Origin of the sequence: Kitasatospora mediocidica KCTC 9733 (assembly GCF_000744225.1) — a bacterium.
Taxonomy (GTDB): Bacteria; Actinomycetota; Actinomycetes; order Streptomycetales; family Streptomycetaceae; genus Kitasatospora; species Kitasatospora mediocidica.
Genome location: NZ_JQLN01000007.1, coordinates 149895 through 173055, shown reverse-complemented (window position 1 = coordinate 173055; position 23161 = coordinate 149895). Strand labels below are relative to the sequence as shown.

The window sequence follows — 23161 nt, the reverse complement described above, 5'->3', positions numbered from 1 at the left end:
CATGTACGCGCAACGTGGGTTTAACCTGACGGGCCCTACTACTCGGTAGCCTCGATGGTGAACCGGATCGCGGGGTGGCGCAATGGCGCCCTCGTGCCCCACGAGGGGGTTGCCTGTCGCGTCCTGCTTCGGAAGTCGCTCATGCCCCCGCCTGCGCCATGATGCATACCGGAGAGTCCATGGGACCCACATTGTCGCTGACCGACGTCGTCATCGGGATTACCCCGTTCCACGATCCGGACGCCGCGCTGGCCGAGGCCGTGTGCCGCGCGGGCGTCCTGGGCGTGCTGGACCTCGGGGCCGGTGATCGCCGGTCACGGGAGGAACTCGCCCGGCTCCGGGAGAGATGTCCGGGCGTCTTCGGCGTCCGGGTGGCCCCCGGCTGCCGGATGGATCCCGCGGACCTGCGCCCGGGCGAGGGCGGCGGCCCGGCGGTCCTCGTGCTGGCCGTCGACACCCCCGGCTGGGAGATCGCGGCGCTGCGCGAGGAGTACCGCCTGCTGGTGGACGTGACGGACCTGGACCAGGCCCTGGCCGCCGTCCGCGCGGGGGCGCACGGCCTGATCGCGCGCGGCTGCGAGAGCGGCGGCCGGGTCGGGGAGTTGAGCACGTTCGTGCTGCTCCAGCAACTGCTGGCCGCCCCCGAGGTCGAGGTGCCGGTCTGGGCCTGGGGCGGGATCGGCCCGCGCACGGCGGCGGCGGCGGTGGCCGGCGGGGCGGCGGGGGTGGTGCTGGACAGCCAACTCGCGCTGCTGGCCGAGTCCTCGGTGCCGGAGGAGGTTGCGGCGGCCGTGCGCGGCCTGGACGGATCCGAGACCGTCCTCGTCGACGGGCGCCGCGTGCTGCGGCGCGGCCGGCCGGGTGGAGTCGTCCAGGCTGAGCTGACGATCGGTCAGGATGGTTTCCTGGCCGCGCGGTTCGCGGACCGCTGGGGGACGGCGCAGCAGGCCGTGCGCGCCGTCCGGGAGGCCGTGTTGGACGGCCTGCGGGCGTCGGCGGCGCCGGGAGCGGCGACGGAGCTGCTCGGGTCGGGGGCGCCGCTGAGCCGGGCGCTGGGCACCCGACTGCCCGTGGTCCAGGGGCCGATGACCAGGGTCAGCGACCAGCCGGGCTTCGCCGCCGCGGTGGCCGCGGCCGGCGCGCTGCCCTGCGTGGCACTGGCGCTGGCGGGAGCGGAGCAGACCCGCGACCTGCTCGCCCGGACCGCCGCCGTGGCCGGCGGACTCCCCTGGGCGGTCGGCGTGTTGGGATTCGCCGCGGAGGAGCTCCGCAGCGCGCAGCTGGCGGAGGTGCTCGCGGCGCGACCCAGCCACGCGGTGATCGCCGGCGGCCGTCCCTCGCAGGCGCGGGTGCTGGAGGAGGCGGGGATCCGGACCTTCCTGCACGTGCCCTCGCCGGGGCTGCTGAGGCAGTTCCTGGAGGACGGGGCCCGCAGGTTCGTCTTCGAGGGCGCGGAGTGCGGCGGGCACGTCGGGCCGCGGCACAGCTTCCCGCTCTGGGAGGCGCAGTTGGCGGTGCTGGAGGACTTCCTGGACGCCCGCGAGGGCACCCCGAATGCCCCGGACGCCCCGCAGCTGGAGGTGCTGTTCGCGGGCGGCGTGCACGACGCGCGCTCCGCGGCGATGGTGGCGGCGATGACCGCGCCCCTGGCGGCACGCGGGGTCGCGGCGGGGGTGCTGATGGGCACGGCTTACCTGTTCACCGAGGAGGCGGTGGCCTGCGGGGCCGTGCAGGAGCCCTTCCAGCGCCAGGTGTTGGCCGCACGGGGGACGGAGCTGTTGCAGACCGCGCCCGGACACGCCACCCGGTGTGTGCCGAGCCCCTTCACGGCGGAGTTCGGCGAGACGCGCGAGCGGCTGCGGGCCCAGGGGGTGCCCGACCGGGAGGCCTGGGAGCAGCTGGAGCGGTTGAACGTCGGGCGGTTGCGGATCGCGGCCAAGGGCGTCGACCGGGTCGCGGGGGAGTTGACCGCGGTCGACGCCCAAGGGCAGCTGGAGCGCGGGATGTTCATGGCCGGCCAGGTCGCGGTGCTGCGCTCGGCCACCACGACGCTGGCCGAGCTGCACGCCGCGGTCAGCACCCGGGCGGCCGGCCTGCTGGCCGCCCGGGCGGCGGAGTTGGCCGAGTATCTCGGCCTGCCGCCCACGGTGGCGGCCGAACCGGAGCCCGCGCCGCTGGAGATCGCGGTGATCGGCATGGCGGGGATGTTCCCCCAGGCCCCCGACCTGCCGGCGTTCTGGGCGAATGTGCTGGGCGGCGTGGACGCGGTGACCGAGGTGCCGGCCGAGCGGTGGGACCCGGCGCGGTATCACGCGGCGGACGGCGGACCCGGCACGACGCCGTCCAAGTGGGGCGGTTTCCTGCCGCGGATCCCCTTCGACCCGCTGAGCTACGGCATCCCGCCGTCCGCGCTCGGCAGCATCGAGCCGGTGCAGCTGCTGGCGCTGGAGGCGGCCCGCCGCGCGTTGCGGGACGCCGGGTACGACGGCGGCGGCGCGCAGGGCGGCCGGGCCTTCGACCGCTCGCGCACCAGCGTGGTGTTCGGCGCGGAGGCGGGCAGCGACCTGTCGAACGCGGGCGTGCTGGCGGCCGTGCTGCCCGCCTATCTGGGCACGGTGCCGGAGGCGATCGCCGAGCAGCTGCCCAAGCTCACCGAGGACTCGTTCCCCGGCATGCTGGCCAATGTCATCTCCGGGCGGATCGCCAACCGGCTGGATCTGGGCGGCGCCAACTTCACGGTCGACGCCGCCTGCGCGTCCTCGCTGGCGGCGCTGGACGTGGCGTGCAAGGAACTGGTCGCGGGCACCAGCGACCTGGCGCTCTGCGGCGGCGCGGACCTGCACAACGGGATCAACGACTTCCTGCTGTTCGCCTCGGTCCACGCGCTCTCGCCGACCGGCCGCTCCCGCCCCTTCGACGCGTCGGCGGACGGCATCGCGCTCGGCGAGGGGGTGGGCTGCCTGGTGCTGAAGCGGCTCGCGGACGCTCAGCGCGACGGTGACCGGGTGTACGCGGTGGTCCAGGGCGTCGGCAGTGCGAGCGACGGCCGTTCGCTGGGGCTGACGGCCCCCGGCCCGAGGGGCAGCGGGCGGCACTGGAACGCGCCTACCGCAGTGCCGGGATCGGGCCCGCCGAGGTGGGCCTGCTGGAGGCGCACGGCACCGGCACGGTGGTCGGCGACCGGACCGAACTGGCCACGCTGACCGCGGTGTTCGCCGAAGCCGGTGCGGCGCCGCAGAGTTGTGCGCTGGGATCGGTGAAGTCGCAGATCGGGCACACCAAGTGCGCGGCCGGCCTGGCCGGGCTGATCAAGGCGTCGCTGGCGCTGCACACCGGCGTCAAGCCGCCGACCCTGCACCTGGAGCAGCCGAACTCGGCCTGGCAGGGCGACAGCAGCCCGTTCGCCTTCCACGCCGAGGCCCGGCCGTGGGTCGAGCCGCCGGCCGAACGGGTGGCCGGCGTCAGCGCGTTCGGGTTCGGTGGGACCAACTTCCATGTCGTGCTCCGGGGTTACGACGGTCCGCCGCCGGTGCACGGGCTGCAGGAGTGGCCGGCCGAGCTCTTCACCTTCCGTGGCGTCGACCGGGCGCGGGCGCTGCGCGAGGTGGCGGAGCTGCTGCGGCAGGCGGAGGCGGACGGGTCGCCGTGGCGGCTGCGCGACCTGGCGCTGGCCGCCTGTGGGCGGGCGGAGTCGGTGTCCGCGCCGGTGCGGGTGGCGGTGGTGGCCTCGGACGTCGCCGAGCTGGTCGGACTGCTGCGCCGGGCGCTGGCGGGGGAGTGCGATCCGGCGGCCGGGCTGCACCTGGCCGAGGAGGAGGACCTCGGGGGAGAGCTGGCGTTCCTCTTCCCCGGGCAGGGCAGCCAGCGGCCGGGGATGTTCGCGGAGCTGTTCTCGGCCTTCCCCGCCGTGCAGCGGCATCTGCGGCTCGGGCGGGCCTACGCTGACGCGCTCTACCCGCCGCAGGCGTTCACCCCGCAGGAGCGCGAGCGGCAGCGCGCCGCGCTCACCGACACCCGGGTGGCCCAGCCCGTCCTGGGCATGACCGGTCTCGCGGCGTACGAGCTGCTCGGGCTGGCCGGGGTGCGGCCGCAGCTGGCGGCCGGGCACAGCTACGGCGAACTGGTCGCGCTCTGCGCGGCGGGCGCGCTGGCGGCCGAGGAGCTGCCCGCGATCGGCGCCGACCGGGCCCGCGCGATCCTGGACGCGGTGGGAGAGGGCACCGACCCCGGGGCGATGGCCGCGGTGGCCGCCGGAGCCGAGCAGGTCGAACAGGTGCTGGCGGCGGCCGGGCTCGCGGGGCGCGTGGTGACCGCGAACCGCAACGCGCCGAACCAGACGGTCGTCTCCGGCGGGACGGCGGAGCTGGCGGACGCGATGCGGCTGCTGGCGGAGGCCGGGTACGGGGTGAAACGCCTGCCGGTCGCCGTCGCCTTCCACAGCCCGCTGGTCGCGGGCGCGGGCGAGCGGTTCGCCGCGACACTGGCCGAACGGAGCGTGCGCAGCCCGGAGTTCCCCGTCTGGTCGAACCGGACGGCCGCGCGCTATCCGGTGGACCCGGTGGCGGTGCGCGGCGAGCTGGCCGCGCAGATCGGCGCGCCGGTGCGCTTCACGGAGCAGATCGAGGCGATGTACGCGGCCGGTGCCCGGGTCTTCGTCGAGGCCGGTCCCGGATCGGTGCTGACCCGGCTGGTGGCGTCGGTGCTGGGGGACCGGCCGCACCGGGCGGTCTCCGTCGAGGGCCGGCGCGGCGGTCTGCCCGGGTTCCTCGACGCGCTGGCCGCGCTGGCCGTCGCGGGGGTGCCGGTGCGGACCGGCCGACTGCTGCGCGGCCGTGACGCGGTGGACGCGGGCCGGGCGCGGGCGTCGCGCCGGCCCGGCTGGACGGTGGACGGCCAGCTGGTCCGTACCGCCGCCGGAGAACTGCTGCCCGGTGCGCTGGCACCGGCCCGACCCGTACCGGAGGCGCTCATGACGACGCAGGAACCGCACGCGAACGGCCGGCAGGCTGCCGGGGACGCCCTGGTGTCGGAGTTCCTGAGAAGCAGCCGGGAGCTGATCGCGGCCCAACGGGACGTGCTGCTCAGCTACTTCGGCGGCACGGCGGATGTGGCGGCGCGCATCGCGCCGCCGGTCGCGGCGACGCCGCTGCCCGTGCCCGAACCCCGGGTCACCGCGCCGGAGCAGCCGCAGTACCACCAGCAGCAACCGCCACAGCAGCCGGCGGCCGCCGCCACCCTCGGCGAGGCCGACGTGCTGCGCTCGGTGGTGGAGGTGATCAGCGAACGCACCGGCTACCCGGCCGACATGATCGAACCCGATCTGGACCTGGAAGCCGACCTCAGCATCGACTCCATCAAGCGCACCGAGATCATCGGCCAACTCGCCCGCCGGCTGGCCGCCGGCCCGGGCGGTGACCTGGTCACGCTCGGCGACGAGGAGGTCGAGCAGCTCTCCGGCGCCCGCACCGCCGCCGCCATCACCCGCTGGCTCACCGACAGACTGGACGGCGGCCCCACTCCCGTTCCCGACTCTGCCCCCGCTTCCGTTCCCGCTTCCGTTGCCGCTTCCGTCGCGCAGAGCGCGCCGACCCCGGTGGCCGCCGAGCCGTCGGCCGTCGTCGTCGGTCATGAGCCCGCCCGCCTGGAGTTCACCCCCGTCCCCCGGCCCGCCCCCGCCGTGCCGTCGCAGGCGCTGGCCGGTCGTCGCTTCGCCCTGCTGGGCACCGACGGTGGTAGCGGCCCCGTCGCCGACGCCCTCTCCGCGCGCCTGACCTCGGCCGGAGCGCAGCTGCTGGTCCTGGACGCGGGGCACCGGCTCTCCGAGGCGGACGGCCTGGTGGACGGCGTGCTGCTGCTCGACCCGCTCGCCGAGCACGGCGCGCCGGTGCTCCCGGGCTGCGTACCCGTGCTCCAGAGCGCCCTGGCCGCGGCGCCCCGGTGGCTGCTCGCCGCCCGCACCGCGGCGCCGTCGGGCGCCGGCCGGGCGGACGGACTGCGCGGGCTGCTGCGCACGGTGGCCCGCGAGTATCCGGACATCGCCGCCCGGCTCGTCGAGTTCGACGGCGCGGTGGGCCCGCTGGAGGTGGCGGACGCGCTGGTCGGCGAGTTGCTGCTCGACGACCGCGAGCCGGTGGTGCTGCACGGTCCGGCCGGTCGACAGGGCCTTTCGCTGGTGGAGCGCGGGCTGGGCGTGCTGGGCAGCACGGGGGCCGGTCCGGCCGGCGACGGCGCGGCGGAGGCCGCCGCGCTGGGCCTGGACCGTGATGCCGTGGTGCTGCTGGTCGGCGGCGCGCGTGGGATCACCGCGCGGTTCGCGGCGACGCTCGCGGCGGCCTCGCGATGTCGGCTGGAGTTGCTGGGCCGCACCCCGGCGCCCGAGGGCGTCGAGGCCCCGCTGACAGCGGCCGCCCACGACCGGTCGGCGCTGCGGGCGGTGCTCGCCCGGCAGGGGGTGCCGCTGACCGACGTCGACGGCGCCGCGTCGAGGCTGCTGGCCGGGCGTGAGGTCGCGGCGACGCTCGACGAGCTGGCCGCCCTGGGCTCCCGGGCCCGCTACCAGGTCGCGGACGCGGCCGATCCGGCGGTGCTGCGGCAGGCGGTCAAGGAGGTCTACGCGGAACACGGCCGGCTGGACGGTGTCGTCTTCGCCGCCGGCGTGATCGAGGACAAGGTGCTCGCGGAGAAGGACCCGGAGTCCTTCCAGCGGGTCTTCGCCACCAAGGCGGACGGCGCGCGAGCCCTGCTCGACGCGCTGGGTGAGCTGCCGGGCGGGCCGGGGTTCACGGTGCTCTTCGGCAGCATCGCCGCCGCCCTGGGCAACCGAGGCCAGGCCGACTACGCGGCGGCCAACGACGCGCTGGAGGAGCTGGGCGCCCGCTGGTCGGACCGCACCGGGCACCGGGCGCTGACCGTCCACTGGGGACCGTGGGCGCCCTCCGGCCGGCACGGCGGCATGGTCTCGCCGGAGCTGGCCAGGGACTACGAGCGGCGGGGCGTGCGGCTGATCGACCCGGCCGCCGGCACGCTCGCGCTGCTGCGCGAACTCGCCTGGGGAGACCAGGCGTTGCGTTCCGTGGTCTACACCGCCTCGGGCTGGTGAGCGGCGCGGTGACACCCACCCGGCCGCCGGTGGCCGTGGTGGGTATGGCGGTCCTGCTGCCCGGCGCCCCGGACCTGGCGACGTACTGGCGCAACCTGGTGGACGGCGTCGACGCGATCACCGACGTCCCCGAGGACCGCTGGGACGCCGGCTACTACGACCCGGCGGCGGCGTCCGGACCCGCGGCGCCGGACCGCCTCTACTGCAAGCGCGGCGGTTTCGTGGACGGCTCGGCCGAGGTGCAGCCGACCCGGTTCGGCATCATGCCGAGTTCGGTGCCCGGCACCGAACCGGACCAGCTGATCGCGTTGCAGGTCGCCGCCGCCGCGATCGCGGACGCGGGCGGCCCGGACCGGCTGCCCGATCGCGACCGGGTCGGCGTGGTGCTGGGCCGTGGCGGCTACCTCACGCCGGGCCTGGTCCGGCTCGACCAGCGGGTCCGCAGTGCGCACCAACTGGTGCGCACCCTCGGCGAGTTGCTGCCCGATCTGACGGCCGGTCAACTCGACCGGGTGCGCACCGCCTTCACCGGTCAACTCGGCCCCGACCGGCCGGAGTCGGCGATCGGCCTGGTGCCCAACCTGGCGGCCTCCCGGGTCGCCAACCGGCTCGACCTGCGCGGCCCCGCGTACACGGTGGACGCGGCCTGCGCGTCGTCGCTGGTCGCGGTGGACCAGGCGGTGGGCGAGTTGGCGACCGGGCGGTGCGACGTCATGCTGGCGGGCGGCGTGCACCACTGCCACGACGTCACGCTGTGGAGCGTGTTCACGCAGTTGCGGGCGCTCTCCCCGAGCCAGCGGATCCGCCCGTTCCACCGGGGCGCCGACGGACTGCTGATCGGCGAGGGCACCGGCGTGGTGGTGCTCAAGCGCCTCGCCGACGCGCAGCGCGACGGCGACCGGGTGTACGCGGTGGTGCGCGGCACCGGCGTGGCGAGCGACGGCCGTACGGCGGGCCTGGCCACCCCCGACCCCGGCGGGCAGACCCGCGCGGTGCGGGCGGCCTGGCGGGCGGCCGGGCTGGACCCGACGGCGCGCGGCGCCGTCGGCCTGCTGGAGGCCCACGGCACCGCGACCCCGGCCGGTGACGCGGCCGAACTGGACACCCTGGCCGAGGTGTTCGGCCCGGCCCCGGCAGGGGAGGAACGGGCGGTGCTCGGTTCCGTGAAGTCGATGATCGGCCACACCATGCCGGCCGCCGGCATCGCCGGGCTGGTCAAGGCGGCGCTGGCCGTGCACCACGGAGTGCTGCTCCCCACCCTGCACTGCGACGATCCGCACCCGGCGCTGGCCCGTACCCGGTTCCGCACGGTCGGCGTCGCGCAGCCCTGGGAGGCCGCCGACGGTGGACCGCGCCGGGCCGGGGTGAACGCCTTCGGCTTCGGCGGGATCAACGCCCATGTGGTGCTGGAGCAGGCCCCGGGCGACGCCGGTCCGGCCCGGCCGCGCCTCGCGGTGACCGAGCCCGAACGGGTGCTGCGGCTGGCCGCCGACGGGCCCGAGCAGCTCGCCGCGCTGCTCGCGGCCGACGACCGCGCCCTGCTGGCCGCCGAGCCGCCGGAGCGGGGCCGTCCCGCGCCGCGCCACCGGGTGGCGATCGCCGACCCGACCGCCAAGCGGCTGGCGCTGGCCCGTCGCGCGGTCGCCAGGGGACGAGCCTGGCGCGGCCGGGGCGACGTCTGGTTCGCGCCGGAGCCGTTGCTCGACGCGGCGGGCGAAACTGGCCGGGTGGCGTTCCTCTTCCCCGGCCTGGAAAGCGAGTTCACCCCACGGGTGGACGACGTCGCGGACCACTTCGGCCTGCCCCGCCCCGCCCTGTCGGGCGCGGTCGGCGACGTCGGGCGGCACGGCGCCGGGGTGGTGGCCGTCGGCCGCCTGCTCGACGCGGCGCTGCGCCGGATCGGCGTGCGGCCGGACGCCGTGGCCGGGCACAGCGTCGGCGAGTGGACCGCGATGGCCGCCGGCGGCCTGTACTCGGGCGCCTCGGTGGACGCCTTCCTGGAGAGCTTCGACCCGGACACGCTGCGCGTCCCCGGACTTGCCTTCGGCGCGCTGGGCGCCCCGGCCGCACGGGTGCTCGACGCGCTGGCGACGGTCGACGGCATGGCGGAGGTCGTGCTGTCGCACGACAACGCACCGCAGCAGTCGATCGTCTGCGGACCCGAGCAGCCCGTCGCGGAGCTGGTGCGCTGGTTCCGGGCGCACGGCGTGCTGGGCCAGCTGCTGCCGTTCCGCTCCGGCTTCCACACGCCGATGCTGGCCCCCTACCTGGGGCCGATCCAGCGGGCGGCCGAGAGCTTCGAACTCCACCGGCCGACCGTGCCCGTCTGGTCCGGGACGACGGCCGCGCCCTTCCCGTCGGCCGAGGCCGAGGTGCGCGCGCTGTTCCTGCGCCATCTGGTGGAGCCGGTGCGGTTCCGGCCGCTGGTCGAGGCCCTGTACGCGGCCGGCTTCCGGGCGTTCCTCCAGCTGGGCACCGGGCAGTTGGGCTCGCTGGTGGGCGACACCCTGGGCGACCGGGAGCACCTGCTGGTCGCGGCGAACTCCCCGCACCGCGACGGCATGGCGCAGCTTCGCCGGGTCGCCGCCGCGCTCTGGGCGGACGGCGCCGAACCGGACACGGCCGCGTTGCTACCCGCAGCGCTGCCCGCGTCGCCGCCCGTGTCGCCGCCCGGGGACCGGGCGCACCCGTCGGTTCGGCTCGACCTGGGCGGAGCGCTGGTCTCGCTGGACCCGGCCGTCCTCGGCCCGCTGCGCGCCGACCTGTCGGCCGGCCCGACCGCTGCGCCGCCGCCCGCCCCGAGAGCGCTCTCCGCCCTGGCCGACCGCTTCCCGTTGGCCGCCGAACTCGAAGCGCTGCTGCGGGACACCGAGCGGACCGCCGCCGAACTGATCGGCGTCCGCCCGGACTTCGTGCACAGTGCCGTCGAACCGGTCGGCGTCCGCCCGGATTTCGTGCGCACCGCCGCCGAACCGATCAGCGCACGCCCCGACCCCGTGCGCACCGCCACCCTGCGCATCTCGCCCGACGCCATGCCGTACCTGCGCGACCACTGCTTCTTCCGGCAGCGCCCCGACTGGCCCGATCTGACGGACCGCTGGCCCGTCGTCCCGGCCACCACGATCGTGCAGCACCTGATGGACGCGGCCGAGCGCGCCGCACCCGGCCAACTGGCGACCGGTGTACGGGAGATGCGGTTCGGACAGTGGGTGCCGGCCGCCACCCCGCTGGACGTCGAGCTCACCCTCCAGGCCGCTGGGCCCGGTCGCCTGGCCGCCTCCTTCGGCGGATACGCGCAGGGAACCGTCGAACTGACGGACCGTCACAGAACTCCGCCGAGCCCGTGGCCGGTGGAGCCGGGCAGCGAGCGGCCGCCGGGGCTGACGGCCGCCGCGCTCTACGCGGAGCGCTGGATGTTCCACGGCCCGGCGTTCCAGGGGCTGACCGAGCTGACCGCGCTCGGGGAGCGGCACGTGCGCGGCGTGATCACCGCGCCGTCCGCCCCAGGCGCGCTGCTGGACAACGTCGGCCAGCTGCTCGGCTACTGGATCATGGCCACCCGCACCGAGCGCACCGTGGTCTTCCCCGTCGGCCTGCGGCACCTGCGCCTCTTCGGCCCGGCGCCACTGCCCGGCACCGATCTGCACTGCCACATCCGGATCACCGAACTCTCCGAAACCAGCCTCGAAGCCGACGTCCAACTGCTGTCGGGCGGCACGGTCTGGGCGGAGGTGCGCGGCTGGCAGGACCGCCGTTTCGACAGCCACCCCGCCACCCGACCGGTCGAACGCTTCGTCGAGCGCAACACCCTCTCCGTGCCGCAGTACGGCGGTTGGGTCCTGCTGCACGAGCGCTGGCCGGACCTCGCCTCGCGCGACCTGATCATGCGCAACCACCTCGGCTCCGCCGAGCGGACCCGGTACGAGCAGCAGCCGCCACGCGGCCGCCGGGCGTGGCTGCTGGGCCGGATCGCGGTGAAGGACGCGGTCCGGCGGTGGCTCTGGGAGCACGGCGACGGCCCGGTGTTCCCCGCCGAGATCGACGTGCGCAACGACCCGGACGGCCGGCCCCGGGTGTCCGGACTGCACGGCCGCGTGCTCCCCGAGCTGGACGTGACGCTGGCGCACCGGGCGGAGGCGGCGGTCGCCCTCGTCCGGCCGGCCCGTCCCGGCGGCGGGCCCGGGCTCGGCATCGACCTGGAGGAGGTGATGGAGCGTCCGGCCGAGACCCTGTCCGTCGCCCTCGGCCCGGCGGAGCTGGACCTGCTGGCGGCCTGCCGGGCGGCCCACGGCGGCACCGAGGCGCTCTGGTTCACCCGGTTCTGGGCCGCCAAGGAGGCGGCGGCCAAGGCCGAGGGCACCGGACTGCGGGGCCGGCCACGCGACTTCGCGGTGGTCCGCGCCGACCCGTCCGCCCTGCTGGTCACGGTTCCCGGGTCGGGCGGCCCGCGCGCCCACCAGGTGCACTGCACGCTGGTCGACAACCCGCCCGGCCTCCCTGACCGCCGCTACGTCGTCGCCTGGACCACCGACGACGCCGACCACCACAGCACCGATCACGAGAGCACCGATCACGAGAGCACCGATCACCGCCAGGAAAGGGCAGCAGCCAAGTGACCGTCAGCGAGCAGACCACTGAGCCGACCACCGAGCGGCACCACCCGCCCACCGAGCAGGAGGTCCTGGGCGTGATCGCCGGCATGCTGGCCGCCGTGCTCGACGAGTACGGCCTCGACGACTCCGAGGTCACCATGGACGCCCGCTTCACCGAGGACCTCGAACTGGAGAGCATCGACCTGGTGACTCTCGCCGGCCAGCTCCGGGAGCGCTGGGGCGACCGGATCAACTTCGCCGAGTTCATCGCGGGCATGGAACTCGACGAGATCATCGCTCTCACGGTGGGCCGCCTGGTCGGCTACGTGGTGGACCGGCTGCAGAGCGCCGAGCGGAGCTGACCATGGCCTTCCTCGACCTCGACGGACTCCGCTTCCACGTGCAGCGGCTCGCTCCGCAGGACGCGGGCCCGCCCGCCGCGACCGTCGTCCTGCTGCACGGGCTGCTCACCGACAGTCTCGCCAGCTACTACTTCACGCTGGCGCCCGTGCTCGCCGCAGCAGGGGCGGAGGTGCTGATGTACGACCAGCGTGGCCACGGCCGCACCGGGCGCCCGCCGACCGGCTACCGGCTGGAGGACTTCGCCGACGACCTGGAAGCCCTGCTGGACCGGCTGGAGGTGACCGGGCCCGTCCAGCTGCTGGGCAACTCCTTCGGCGGCACGGTGGCGTTCGCACTGGCCGCCCGGCGCCCGGAACAGGTGGCCGGCATCCTGGCGATCGAGTCCGAGCCGGCCTCGCCGGCCTGGGCCGTCAAGCTGGACGGCATCCTGCGGCGGGCCGAGACCGAACTGGTCAAGAAGTCCACGCTGGCCTGGGTCGCGGCGAAGCGCGGCCGGCACACCGCCCGGCTCGCCGGTGCGGCCGGCCGGCTGCTGGCCGAGACCTCGTTGGCCCGGGACATCCCCGCCAGCCGGCTGCCCGACGAGGCCGAACTACGCGCGATCCGCTGCCCGGTGCTCACCGTCTACGGCACCCGCTCCGACTTGGCCCCCCAGGCCGGATGGCTGGACGGGCTGCTGCACGACTGCCGGAGCGTCTTCGTCCCGGGGCAGGAGCACTCCGTCCTGGTCGAAACCCCGGACGTGGTCCGCGAACTCGCGCTGTCCTGGCTGCGCGAGCGCGGCGTTCAGCTGCGTGGCCCGGGCGTCGACGCGGTCCTGACGCCGGGCGTCGACGCGGTGCTGACGCCAGCCGGACCCGTCCGGTGAGCCGCTTCCTCTTCGTCGTCCCGCCGCTGGTCGGCCACGTGAACCCGGCGGTGGGCGTCGCGGCCGAGCTGGCCGCCCGTGGACACACGACGGCCTGGGCCGGGCTGTCGGAGCTGGTCGGCGCGCTCGCCGGCCCGGACGCCGAGGTCTACCCGTGCGCCGTCCCCCAGGGTGCGCAGTCACTGCGCCCGCCGGAGCTGCGCGGCCCGGCGGCGCTGAAGTTCCTGTGGCAGGACTTCCTCGTCCCGCTCGCGGAGGAGATGGCCCCCGGCGTCACGGCGGCGGTGCGCGACTTTCGCCCCGACGTGGTTGTGGCGGACCAGCAGGCGGTGGCCGGCGCGCTGGTCGCCGAGCGGTTCGGCCTGCCCTGGGCCACCTCCGCGACGACCTCGGCCGAGTTCGCCGGCGCGCTGGACGGCATGCCGCTGGTGGAGGCCTGGATCTCCGGCCTCCTCGCCGACCTGCGCGCGAGCCTCGGCAGGCCGGACGGCAGCGCCGACCCGCGGTTCTCCCCGCACCTGATCCTGGCCTTCACCACGCCGGAACTGGCCGGGCCGATCGCCCTGTCGGCGGGTCCGATCCGGTTCGTCGGCCCGTCGATCGCCGCCCGTCCCACCACCGGGTCGTTCCCCTGGGAGTGGCTGGCCCCGGACCGCGCGACCGTGCTGGTCACCCTCGGTACGGCCAACACCGACACCGGCGCCGCCTTCCTGACGGCCTGCCGACAGGCGCTGCGGGCCCGCTCCGCGCGGGTGCAGGCGGTGATCGTCGACCCCGGCGGCGCCCTGCGCGGCCAGCGGAGCGACCCCGATGTCCTGGTCGTGCCCTCCGTGCCGCAGCTGGACCTGCTGGCCCGCACTGCCGCGGTGGTCTGCCACGGCGGTCACAACACGGTCTGCGAGGCGCTGTGGCACGGCGTGCCGCTGGTGGTCGCGCCGATCCGCGACGACCAACCGGTGGTGGCCTCCCAGGTGGTGGCGTCCGGCGCCGGCGTCCGGGTGCGCTTCGGCCGGATCGACCCGGCGCGGCTGGGCCAGGCGGTGGACGCGGCGCTCGACGATCCCGCCCACCGGGCCGCCGCCCGGCGCATCGGCGCCTCCTTCCGGACGGCGGGCGGCGCGGCCGCGGCGGCCGACCACCTCGAACGACTGCTCCCCGCAGACCCGACGCAGACGGACCGGGAGACCCCATGACCACCACAGCGCCAGGCTCAACCCCGGCAGGCTCAACTCCTGTAGGCACCACGGCAGCAGGCTCCAAGGCGGCGGTCCGGGCCCGGGCGGTCGCCGGCCTGCGCCCCGGCTACCAGGCCGAACTGGCCGACGGCACCGACCGGTTCTTCGCGCCGCGCCGCGCCGACTGCCCGTGGTGCGGCTCCGCCCGGCTGCACGTGCGCCTGCGGACGCGTGACCTGATGCAGCACAAGCCCGGACGGTTCCTGCTGGACGAGTGCGGCGACTGTGGGCACGTCTTCCAGAACCCGCAACTGACCCTCACCGGGCTGGAGTTCTACTACCGGGACTTCTACGACGGCCTGGGCGAGCAGCGGCTCGGCTCGGTGTTCGGGACCCGCTCCAAGGTCTACCGCAGCCGCGCCCGGTCGGTGCTCGCGTTCGACGCCGGGCCGGCCGCCTGGCTGGACGTCGGGACCGGGCACGGACACTTCTGCGAGACCGCCCGCGAACTCTTCCCCGAGACCCGCTTCGACGGCCTGGACCTCAGCGAAGGCGTTCAGTTGGCCGAGCGGCACGGCCGGCTGGCGCACGGCTTCCGCGGCTCGTTCCCCGAGCTGGCGCCGACGCTGGCCGGCCAGTACGACGTGCTGAGCATGTTCCACTACCTGGAGCACAGCACCGACCCGGCAAGGGAGTTGGCAGCCGCGCGAGCGGCGCTGCGCCCCGGCGGGCTGCTGCTGATCGAGGTCCCCGATCCGCAGTGCCGCTCCGCCCGGCTGCTGGGGCGGTGGTGGCTGCCCTGGTTGCAACCGCAGCACCTGAACCTGATGCCCGTGGCCAACCTGCGGCGCCGGCTGGGCGAGTTGGGGTTCGAGGTGCTCCTGGAACAGCACGACGAGCCGCACGACCCGGTGGACCTGCTGGCCGCCTGCTGGCTGCTGCTGGACGCCGTCGCACCGCGCGAGGACGCACCCTGGCTCCCGGGCAAGCCGCCGGGCCGGCTGCGCCGCCTGCTGCGCGGCGCGGTCGTCCTGGCCGGGGCGCCGGCGCTGCTGCTGGCGACCCTGCTCGACCGCCTGCTCGCTCCGTTCGCCGCCCGCGCCGGCCTGTCCAACGCCTACCGCCTGCTCGCCCGCCGCGACGCCCAGCCCTGACCGCCCAGCCCTGACCAGTCGGTGAGGGCGGCCGGCGCCCCCGACCAGGGCGGCGGGATCGTTCCCGTGGCCGTCCGTCCGAGGCCCGCATACGATCGTTCCGTGGGCCTGTGCCGCCCCCGCCCGTGGGCTGGGCGGCGCGGTGGTGCGGCCTCGGGAGGTGGGACGGATGCGGATCGGCCTGCACGCGTTGGGCATCGGGGACGGCGCTCGGCCGGAGGTGATCCGGACGGTGGCGGCGGCCGCCGAGGCCCACGGGTTCGCGCGGCTGTGGGTGGGCGAGCACGTGGTGATGGTCGACGAACCGGCCTCCCGCTACCCGTACTCCGCCGAGGGCACCATCCCCGTCCCCGCCGCGGCCGACTGGCTGGACCCGCTGCTCACGCTGAGTTTCGCCGCCGCGGTGACCAGCCGGATCGGCCTGGCCACCGGGGTGCTGCTGCTGCCCGAGCACAACCCGGTCGTGGTGGCGAAGCAGGCCGCGACGCTGGACGTGCTCAGCGCGGGACGGGCCACACTCGGCGTCGGGATCGGCTGGTCCGCGGAGGAGTTCGCCGCGCTCGGGGTCCCGTTCGCCGGCCGCGGTCGGCGAACGGCCGAGTACGTCGCCGCGATGCGGACGCTCTGGTCGCACGACGTCGCCTCGTTCGACGGCGAGTTCGTGCGCTTCGAGGCGATCCGGGTCAACCCCAAGCCCGTGCGGGGCGGCCGGCTGCCGATCGTCCTCGGCGGCAACAGCGACGCGGCCCTGGGCCGGGCCGCCGCGCTCGGAGACGGCTGGTACGGATTCAACCTCCCGGCCGCCGCCGTCGCGGAGCACGTCCGCGCCCTGGCCGGTCACTGCGCCAGCCAGGGCCGCGACCCCGGGGAACTCACCGTCGCCGTCGCGCTGACCGACGGTACGCCGGAGCTGCTCCCCGCGCTGGCCGAAGCCGGAGTGACCGAACTGGTCGTGGTCGGCGCACCCCCGCCGACCCCCGACGCCGCCGCCCACTGGGTCGCGGGCCTTGCGGACCGGTGGATCGTCCCCTCCTGAGCTGCCGTCAGACCCTCCGACGCCAGGGATGACGCCAGGGATACTGTGAGGATCGACGCAGCATCCGGTGGGGCGGGAAGGAGCAGGGCGGCGGTGGACGTGTGGGACGGCTCGCAGGCGCGCGAGGACAGCCGGCGAGGCGGCCCGGCCGTCGGCAACCGGATAGCCGGCGGGACCTTCCACGACGTGGTGGTGCAGGCCGGGACCGCTCACCTGGGGGGTACGTACCACTCCTCCGCCCAGCCGGCCCGCTCGGGCTACCTGCACCAGGTGCGCAGGCTCGGGGCACAGCATCTGGTCGGCCGGGAGCAGGAGTTGGCGGACCTGGCCGCGTTCTGCACGGCTGAGCGGGGTCCCGCCTACCTGCGCTGGCAGGCGCCCGCGTGGGCGGGGAAAACGGCGCTGATGGCCTGGTTCGTGCTTCATCCACCGCCCGGGGTACGGGTGGTGGCCTTCTTCGTCACCGCGCGCCTGGCGCGGCAGAACGACCGTCCCGCGTTCTGCGAGGTGGTCCAACGCCAGTTGTACGAGATCCTCGGCGAGCAGGAGCCGGCGGTCACCGAGTACACCCAGGACGAGCAGCTGTTGCACGCCCTCGAACTGGCCGCCCGGGTGTGCGAGGAGCGCGGCGAACGCCTGGTGCTCCTGGTGGACGGGCTCGACGAGGACCGCGGCGTCACGGCTGGGCCGGACAGCCACAGCATCGCCGCGCTCCTGCCGGCCGTGCCGCTCGCGGGACTGCGCGTCGTGGTCGCCGGACGCCCCAGCCCACCGGTGCCGGACGACGTCCCCGGCCACCACCCGCTCCGCCGCCCGGGCGATGCGCGCGTCCTGTCCGTCTCCTCGTTCGCCACGGCCGTACGCCACGACATGGAACGGGAGTTGCTGCGCCTGCTGGAGGCGGACGGAGTCGAACGGGACCTGCTCGGCCTGCTGACCGCCGCCGGCGGCGGCCTGACCGTCGACGATCTCGGCAGCCTGACGGGCAGTGCGGCCTGGCGGGTGCACCGGCAGCTGGACTCCGTGGCGGGTCGGACCTTCCGTACCAGCAACTCGCACTGGGGCGACGACGGCGCGGAGGTGTACCTCCTGGGGCATGAGGAGCTCCAGCGGACCGCTGTCCGGATGCTCGGGCCCGAACTGGCCGGCTACCGCAGCCGACTGCACGCCTGGGGCGACTCCTACCAGGCGCAGGGCTGGCCGCCGGGCACCCCGCACTACCTGCTGCGCGGCTACACCCAGTTGCTCCGCGAGACCGGTGACGCCGCGCGTCTGGTGCGCCTCGCGGTGGACGAGGGCCGGCAGAGGCGTCTGTGGGGGGTCTCGGGTGGTGACCTGGAGGCATTGACCGCGATCGGCGGCGCCCAGGACCTGCTGCTGTCGGGTACGGACGCGGACGTGGACCTCGACGCGATGCTGGTGCTGGCGGTGCACCGCGAGGTCCTGCACGGGAGAAGCGGCGGCCTTCCCCGCCAACTCCTGTCGATGTTGGGACGGTTGGGACGCAGTGAGCAGGCGGCGAACTTCGCCAGGTCGGCGGCTTCCGTGGATGCCCAGGTGTCCGCCCTGTGCGCGGTGATCCACGGGATGCACGATCGGCCCGGAACCGACGGGGAGAGCGACCCTCGGGTCACCGACCTGCTGGAGGAGGCCACCGGCCTCACCGCGACCATCGCGGACCCGGGTGGCCGGGAGACGGCCATGGCCGAGATCGGCTGGGCGCTGCTGGGCCTGGGGAGGACCGCGCAGGCGCTGGATGTCGCGGCGCGGATCGCCCATCCCGTCCACCGCGTCGACGTCCTGGTCGGAGTCGCCACCAGCTGTGCGGAGAAGGGGCAGAGCGGTCAGGCACTCGCACTGGCCGACGAGGCTCTGGGGCTCCTCCACAGCGTTACCAACCCGTTGAGGCGGGTCGCGACGATGGGCCGGCTTGCCGCAGTCATCGCCGGCGCGGGAGAGGCCGAGCGGGCGCGCGCTGTCCTGGAAGAGGCCACCGTTCTGGCGCGCGGCATCGCCGACCTCGGCTATCGGGCCAGCGCCTTTCCCGACCTGGTGACGGCCCATATGGTGACGGGTCAGTCCGGAAGCGCTGCGGCGCTTACACGTGAGGCCGTCGGTCTCGCGCGCGCGACCGCCGACATCGTCCAACGGGCCCGAGCGCTGGCCAGGATAGCGGCCGCGCTCGCAGCCGGGGGTGAGGTCGGGGGAGCAGTCTCCCTCGCGCACGAGGTCGTGGGTCTCGCCCGTACCGTCACCGATCCGGACGACCAGATGCAGGTCCTGGCCGATGTCGTTTCGGTTCTTGCCACCGCGGGTGAGACGCGTCAGGCACGTGAACTGGCCGGTACCCTCAGCTTGCCCGACCACGGTGCGTGGGCACTGGTCGAGGTGGCCGGTACCCTCGTGGAGGAGGCGGGTGGGTGCGGGGAAGCGGTGGTTCTCGCCCACGAGGCGCTGCAGCTCGCCCCCGCGAGCGTGGACCCCTTCAGGCGGACTCGACTCCTGACCTTCGTCGCCATGATCCTCTTCGAGGCGGGGCAGCCGAGCCAGGCGGCCGACCTGGTCGACGAGGCGCTTGAGCTGGCCCACACCGCGACGAACCCCGCATACGAGGCATCGATGTTCGGCAGGCTCGCGGGCGCCTTCCGCGCGGCGGGAGAGGCCGGGGAAGCCGTCGAAGCCGCTCAGGAGGCCGTCACCCACGCCCGGGCTGTCATCGAACTCCGACGGGCCCAGTTTCTGGCCCTCGCTGCCGATGCCCTGGCAGCGGCGGGTCGATTCGACGAGGCAGTCGCGCTCGCCCGTTCCATCAGCGATCACGGCCAGGAGGTGCGGTCGCTGGTCAGTGTGGCCCGTGCCCTGGCCGGAGCGGGCCAGGTCGAGCGAGCACTCGGTCTCGCCCGGGGTTTGACCGCGCACCCACGGGTTCGGGCTTTGACCGACATAGCCGTGGAGCTGGCCGCAGCGGGTGCGAACGACACAGCGGTGACGCTCGGTCAAGAGGCCGAAGACGCTGCCCGTGGCATCGACGACCCCGAGCAGCGGGCCGGGCTCCTGGCGGAGATCGCCGACGTGCTCATTGTGGCGGGCAGGCACGGCGAAGCGGCCGCTCTGGCCCGCGAGGTCGTGGCGATCGCCCGAGTCGTCAACGACCCCGCGCGACAGGGGTGGCCGCTGTCTGCGGCCGCCGGAGCCCTGGCCAGAGCCGGAGAGGTCCAGGAAGCCCGCGACCTCGCCCGCACCATCACCGACCGTCACTCGCACGACATGGCGCTGGCCTACGTCTGCGCGGCTCTCGCCGCAGCTGGACACATCCCGGACGCGCTCGACCTCGCCCGCACCATCACCGACCACCACTGCCGAGCACAGGCGCTGGCCACGGTCGTGACAGCACTCGCCGAAGCGGGGAGAACCGCGGAGGCGCCCGATCTCATCCCTGCCGTCACCAGCCAGCACTACCAGGTCCAGGCCCTGCTCGACACGGCGAAGAACGCCGGCCCGGACGCCACCCGCCGACGGCTGTGCGCGCAGGCGCTCCGCCTGGGCACGCCCGGCCAGGTGATCCCCGCGCTGCCCGACATCGCGCCGCAGTCGCTGGGGGTCCTGGCGCGCACCCTGCGCACGCTGGGCCACACGGTTCGTCCGGGCGACGGGTCGTGTTCGTCGTAGGCCAGGACGAGGGTGGCGCTCGACGATGCCGACGAAGGGAACCGCGCACCGCACGACATACTCCCGGCGGGTGACTCCGGTACCTCGCGGGGGTTACGGACGACAGCGGAATGCTTACATCCATGGGCCGATTCGATACCAAGCACGAGATCGGCATGGCCGGACACTCCCTCGGCGGAGCGGCGGCCGCCGCCACGATGATCGCCGACCCGCGAGTACGGGCCGGAATGAACATGGACGGCTCCTTCCACCCGGCCCCGATGCCCGGTCAGATCAACCGGCCGTTCCTCATGCTGGGCAGGGACGACGTCCACTCGGTCGGCGGCGACGACACCACGTGGGGGCAGACCTGGGCCGCTCTCGGCGGCTACAGGAAGTGGCTGACGGTCGCCGGCGCCGACCACACCAGCTTCACCGACCTCGACCTGCTTCTGGAGGAGGCCGGGTTCCCGACACCGCCGCTGCCCCCGGAACGCGGGGTGGTGATCACTCGCGCGTACGTGACAGCGTTCTTCGACCAGACGCTGAAGGGGATCCACAGTCCGTTGCTGGACGGCCCCTCGCCGAACAATCCGGAAGTACTCTTCCAGCCCTAGTCCGGCGCCGCGTTGATCCGAAAGATCAACGCGGCGCCGCCCTAGGCGTGGTCCAGGACCCGGGAGAGGAAGCGCCGGGTGGCCGGCTGCCGCGGGTCGGTGAGCACCTGCTCCGCGGTGCCCTGCTCCACGATCACGCCGTCCTCCAGGAAGCAGACCTGGTCGGCGACGTGCCGGGCGAAGCCCATCTCGTGGGTGGCCATCAGGATGGTCAGGCCGCGCTGCTTGAGGTCGGTGACCACGTCGAGGACCTCGCCGACCAGTTCGGGGTCGAGCGCGGAGGTGATCTCGTCGAAGAGCAGCAGTTCCGGTTCGGTGGCCAGCGCGCGGGCGATCGCCGCACGCTGCTGCTGGCCGCCGGAGAGCCGGTCGGGGTGCTCCTGCGCCTTGTCCGCGAGCCCGAACCGGTCCAGCAGTTCGCGGGCCGACTGCTCGGCCTGCTTGCGGGACACGCCGTGCACGCGGCGCGGGGCGAGGGTGATGTTGTCCAGCACGCTCAGGTGCGGGAACAGGTTGTAGGCCTGGAAGACGATGCCGATCCGCCGGCGGGCGAGGTTGGCGTCCAGGCGGGGGTCGGTGAGTTCGCCGGTCCCCAGGTGGATGGTGCCGTCATCGACGGTCTCCAGCAGGTCCACGCAGCGCAGCAGGGTCGACTTGCCCGAGCCCGAACCGCCGATCAGGCAGACCACTTGGTGTTCGGCGACATCCAGGTCGATCGAGCGCAGCACCAGGCGGGAACCGTACTCCTTGCGAACGCCGCGGATCCGCAGCAGTGGCTCGGTCATCGTCCGGTCTCCGCCCAGGTGCGCTGTGCCGCTCGTCGTTGGAGCCGGTCGGCGAACCGGGTCAACGGTATGGTCACCGCGATGAACAACAGTGCCGCTCCCAGGTACGGGGTGTAGTTGAAGTCGTAGTCCGCCTTGATCTGCGCGGCCCGCAGGGCTTCCAGCGGACCGAGGACGGCGACCAGCGCGGTGTCCTTCTGCAGGGCGATGAAGTCGTTGAGCAGCGGTGGCAGGACGTTGCGCACGGCCTGCGGCAGCACCACGTGCCGCAGGGTCTGACGCTCGTTCAGGCCCAGCGCCCGCGCGGCGTTCCGCTGCGCCGGGTGCACCGAGTTCAGTCCCGCGCGCAGCACCTCGGCCACGTAGGCGGCGTAGGACAGCACCAGGGCGATCACCCCGAGCACCCAGGGCTGGGTGGGGGTGCCCTGGAGCCGCAGGGCGGGCAGTCCGAAGCCGACCAGGAAGACCAGCAGCAGGGTCGGCACGCCGCGGAAGACGTCCACGTAGACGGTCGCGGCCAGCCGCAGCGGCTGAAGTCCGGGGGACCGGGTCACCCGGACCAGGGCGATCAGCAGCCCCAGGCCGAGGATCAGCACCTCGGCGATCAGGAACATCTGGATGTTGAGCCAGAAGCCCCGCAGGATCCCGGGGAGCGAGCTCCGGAACTCCGCGCTGTCCAGGAACAGGCTGTGTACGCGCTCCCAGCCGGGGGAGGCGACCGCGCCCGCCCCCAGCGCGACCAGGCAGAGCACGGTACACAGGGCGGCGATCCAGGTGTTGCGCCGCTTGCGGGAACGGCGGAACCGCTGCCGTTCCCTCTCCCGGTCGCTCGGTCGGTAGTTCTCGTCCGGCGGTGTGGCCTGCTGGTTCAGCGCGGCCGTGGTCCCGTGGTCCACTGTCGGCCCGTTACGGCTTCAGCTCGGGGACGTTCGCCGAGGCGGACAGCCACTGGGAGGTGATCTTGGCGAGCGAGCCGTCGGCCTTGAGCGCGGTCAGCGCCTGGTTGACGCAGGAGGTCAGCGCGCTGCCCTTCTGCAGGAGCAGCCCGAACTCCTCGGGGGTGCCGCCGGCGTAGCCGAACTGACCGAGGATCTTGCCGTTGTTCAGCTCCGAGCCGGCCAGGTAGAACACGGTCGGCATGTCGGTGACGATCGCGTCGATCTGACCGTTCTGCAGCGCGTTGACCTCGTCGTTGGTGGTGTTGAAGACGCTCGGCTGGTGCGAGGGCTTCAGCTCGTCGAGTACCGCCTGGTAGCTGGTGGTGGCCACCTGCACGCCGATCCTGGCGTCCTTCAGCGCGCCCAGCGACGTGGCGTTCGCGTACGGGGAGCCGGCCAGCGTGAGGACGCCCTGGTCGGCCGTGTAGTAGCTGGTGGAGAAGTCCACCGCCTGGGCGCGCTGCGGGGTGTCGGAGATCTCGTTGATGTCGAAGTCGAAGTTCTTCGCCCCCGGGGCATAGGAGTTGTCGAACGGTTCGACGACCCACTTCACCTGGCTCTGGCCGAAGCCGAGCTTGCCCGCCACCGCGTAGGCCACCGCGCTCTCGAAGCCCTTCCCGTTGGCGGGGGCGTTGCTGTCGAACCAGGGCGCGTAGGCCGGGGAGTCGGTCGCGACGGTCAACTGCCCGCTCTTGAACAGGCCGGGGCTGGTCGTCGTGCAGTTCGCGCCACCGGAACCGGCCGCCGTCGCCGTGCTCTGGGTCTGGGGGGCGCAGGCGGCGGCCGACAGGGCGACGGCGGCTGCGAGGGAGGCCGTGAGGGCTATGCGGGTACGGAACATGGGGGGATCCTTCGCAGGAGAGTCCGAAAGGAGGGTACGGAGGGT

11 protein-coding genes and 1 pseudogene are annotated in these 23161 nt (G+C 74.5%); 9 read left to right on the top strand and 3 right to left on the bottom strand.

The features are described 5' to 3' along the window. Window positions 1–179 precede the first annotated feature (179 nt). From BS80_RS31180 to BS80_RS31140, 9 genes and pseudogenes are all read left to right on the top strand, one after another. A pseudogene (locus tag BS80_RS31180) lies at window positions 180–7099 on the top strand (SDR family NAD(P)-dependent oxidoreductase). A gap of 8 nt (window positions 7100–7107) precedes the next feature. Then, the gene (locus BS80_RS31175; protein ID WP_083975596.1) at window positions 7108–11715 is read left to right on the top strand and encodes a type I polyketide synthase; all 4608 of its coding nucleotides are present in this window, start codon (window positions 7108–7110) and stop codon (window positions 11713–11715) included. A gap of 83 nt (window positions 11716–11798) precedes the next feature. Next, complete coding sequence (locus tag BS80_RS31170; protein ID WP_051967693.1) at window positions 11799–12053, top strand: phosphopantetheine-binding protein; 255 nt, start codon at window positions 11799–11801, stop codon at window positions 12051–12053. Between the two features lie 2 nt (window positions 12054–12055). Further along, a complete protein-coding gene (locus BS80_RS31165) occupies window positions 12056–12922 on the top strand; it encodes an alpha/beta fold hydrolase (RefSeq protein ID WP_063772125.1) in 867 nt (288 codons plus the stop codon). Then, window positions 12919–14115, top strand: a complete 1197-nt coding sequence (locus BS80_RS31160; RefSeq protein ID WP_035804552.1) for a glycosyltransferase — start codon at window positions 12919–12921, stop codon at window positions 14113–14115. The genes BS80_RS31165 and BS80_RS31160 overlap by 4 nt, the downstream gene beginning before the upstream one ends. Further along, the gene (locus tag BS80_RS31155; RefSeq protein ID WP_083975595.1) at window positions 14112–15251 is read left to right on the top strand and encodes a class I SAM-dependent methyltransferase; all 1140 of its coding nucleotides are present in this window, start codon (window positions 14112–14114) and stop codon (window positions 15249–15251) included. Before BS80_RS31160 ends, BS80_RS31155 begins: the two co-directional genes overlap by 4 nt. Window positions 15252–15420: 169 nt before the next feature. Beyond that, window positions 15421–16287, top strand: a complete 867-nt coding sequence (locus BS80_RS31150) for an LLM class F420-dependent oxidoreductase (protein ID WP_035804551.1) — start codon at window positions 15421–15423, stop codon at window positions 16285–16287. A 93-nt stretch (window positions 16288–16380) separates the two neighbouring features. After that, window positions 16381–19956 carry a P-loop NTPase family protein gene (locus BS80_RS31145; RefSeq protein WP_035804550.1) on the top strand — a complete coding sequence of 1192 codons (3576 nt, stop codon included), beginning with the start codon at window positions 16381–16383 and terminating at the stop codon, window positions 19954–19956. A 122-nt stretch (window positions 19957–20078) separates the two neighbouring features. Then, window positions 20079–20552: an alpha/beta hydrolase gene (locus BS80_RS31140; RefSeq protein WP_232246724.1), complete on the top strand. Its 474-nt coding sequence runs from the start codon at window positions 20079–20081 to the stop codon at window positions 20550–20552. 41 nt (window positions 20553–20593) lie between these two features. On the opposite strand, the gene BS80_RS31135 is transcribed toward BS80_RS31140, so the two are convergent. From BS80_RS31135 to BS80_RS31125, 3 genes are read right to left on the bottom strand one after another with little or no spacing between them, the layout of a single operon-like run. Continuing rightward, window positions 20594–21337 carry an amino acid ABC transporter ATP-binding protein gene (locus tag BS80_RS31135; RefSeq protein ID WP_035804549.1) on the bottom strand — a complete coding sequence of 248 codons (744 nt, stop codon included), beginning with the start codon at window positions 21335–21337 and terminating at the stop codon, window positions 20594–20596. Continuing rightward, window positions 21334–22233 carry an amino acid ABC transporter permease gene (locus tag BS80_RS31130; RefSeq protein WP_083975594.1) on the bottom strand — a complete coding sequence of 300 codons (900 nt, stop codon included), beginning with the start codon at window positions 22231–22233 and terminating at the stop codon, window positions 21334–21336. Before BS80_RS31130 ends, BS80_RS31135 begins: the two co-directional genes overlap by 4 nt. Window positions 22234–22243: 10 nt before the next feature. Beyond that, window positions 22244–23116 (bottom strand): ABC transporter substrate-binding protein, encoded by an 873-nt coding sequence (locus BS80_RS31125; protein WP_051967452.1) that lies wholly within the window; start codon window positions 23114–23116, stop codon window positions 22244–22246. Window positions 23117–23161: the final 45 nt, after the last annotated feature.

Coding starts and splice junctions, on each gene's coding strand:
- BS80_RS31170 (WP_051967693.1), top strand. CDS start 11,799: ATGCTGGCCGCCGTGCTCGACGAGTACGGCCTCGACGACTCCGAGGTC.
- BS80_RS31165 (WP_063772125.1), top strand. CDS start 12,056: ATGGCCTTCCTCGACCTCGACGGACTCCGCTTCCACGTGCAGCGGCTC.
- BS80_RS31155 (WP_083975595.1), top strand. CDS start 14,112: ATGACCACCACAGCGCCAGGCTCAACCCCGGCAGGCTCAACTCCTGTA.
- BS80_RS31150 (WP_035804551.1), top strand. CDS start 15,421: ATGCGGATCGGCCTGCACGCGTTGGGCATCGGGGACGGCGCTCGGCCG.
- BS80_RS31140 (WP_232246724.1), top strand. CDS start 20,079: ATGGGCCGATTCGATACCAAGCACGAGATCGGCATGGCCGGACACTCC.
- BS80_RS31135 (WP_035804549.1), bottom strand. CDS start 21,337: ATGACCGAGCCACTGCTGCGGATCCGCGGCGTTCGCAAGGAGTACGGT.
- BS80_RS31125 (WP_051967452.1), bottom strand. CDS start 23,116: ATGTTCCGTACCCGCATAGCCCTCACGGCCTCCCTCGCAGCCGCCGTC.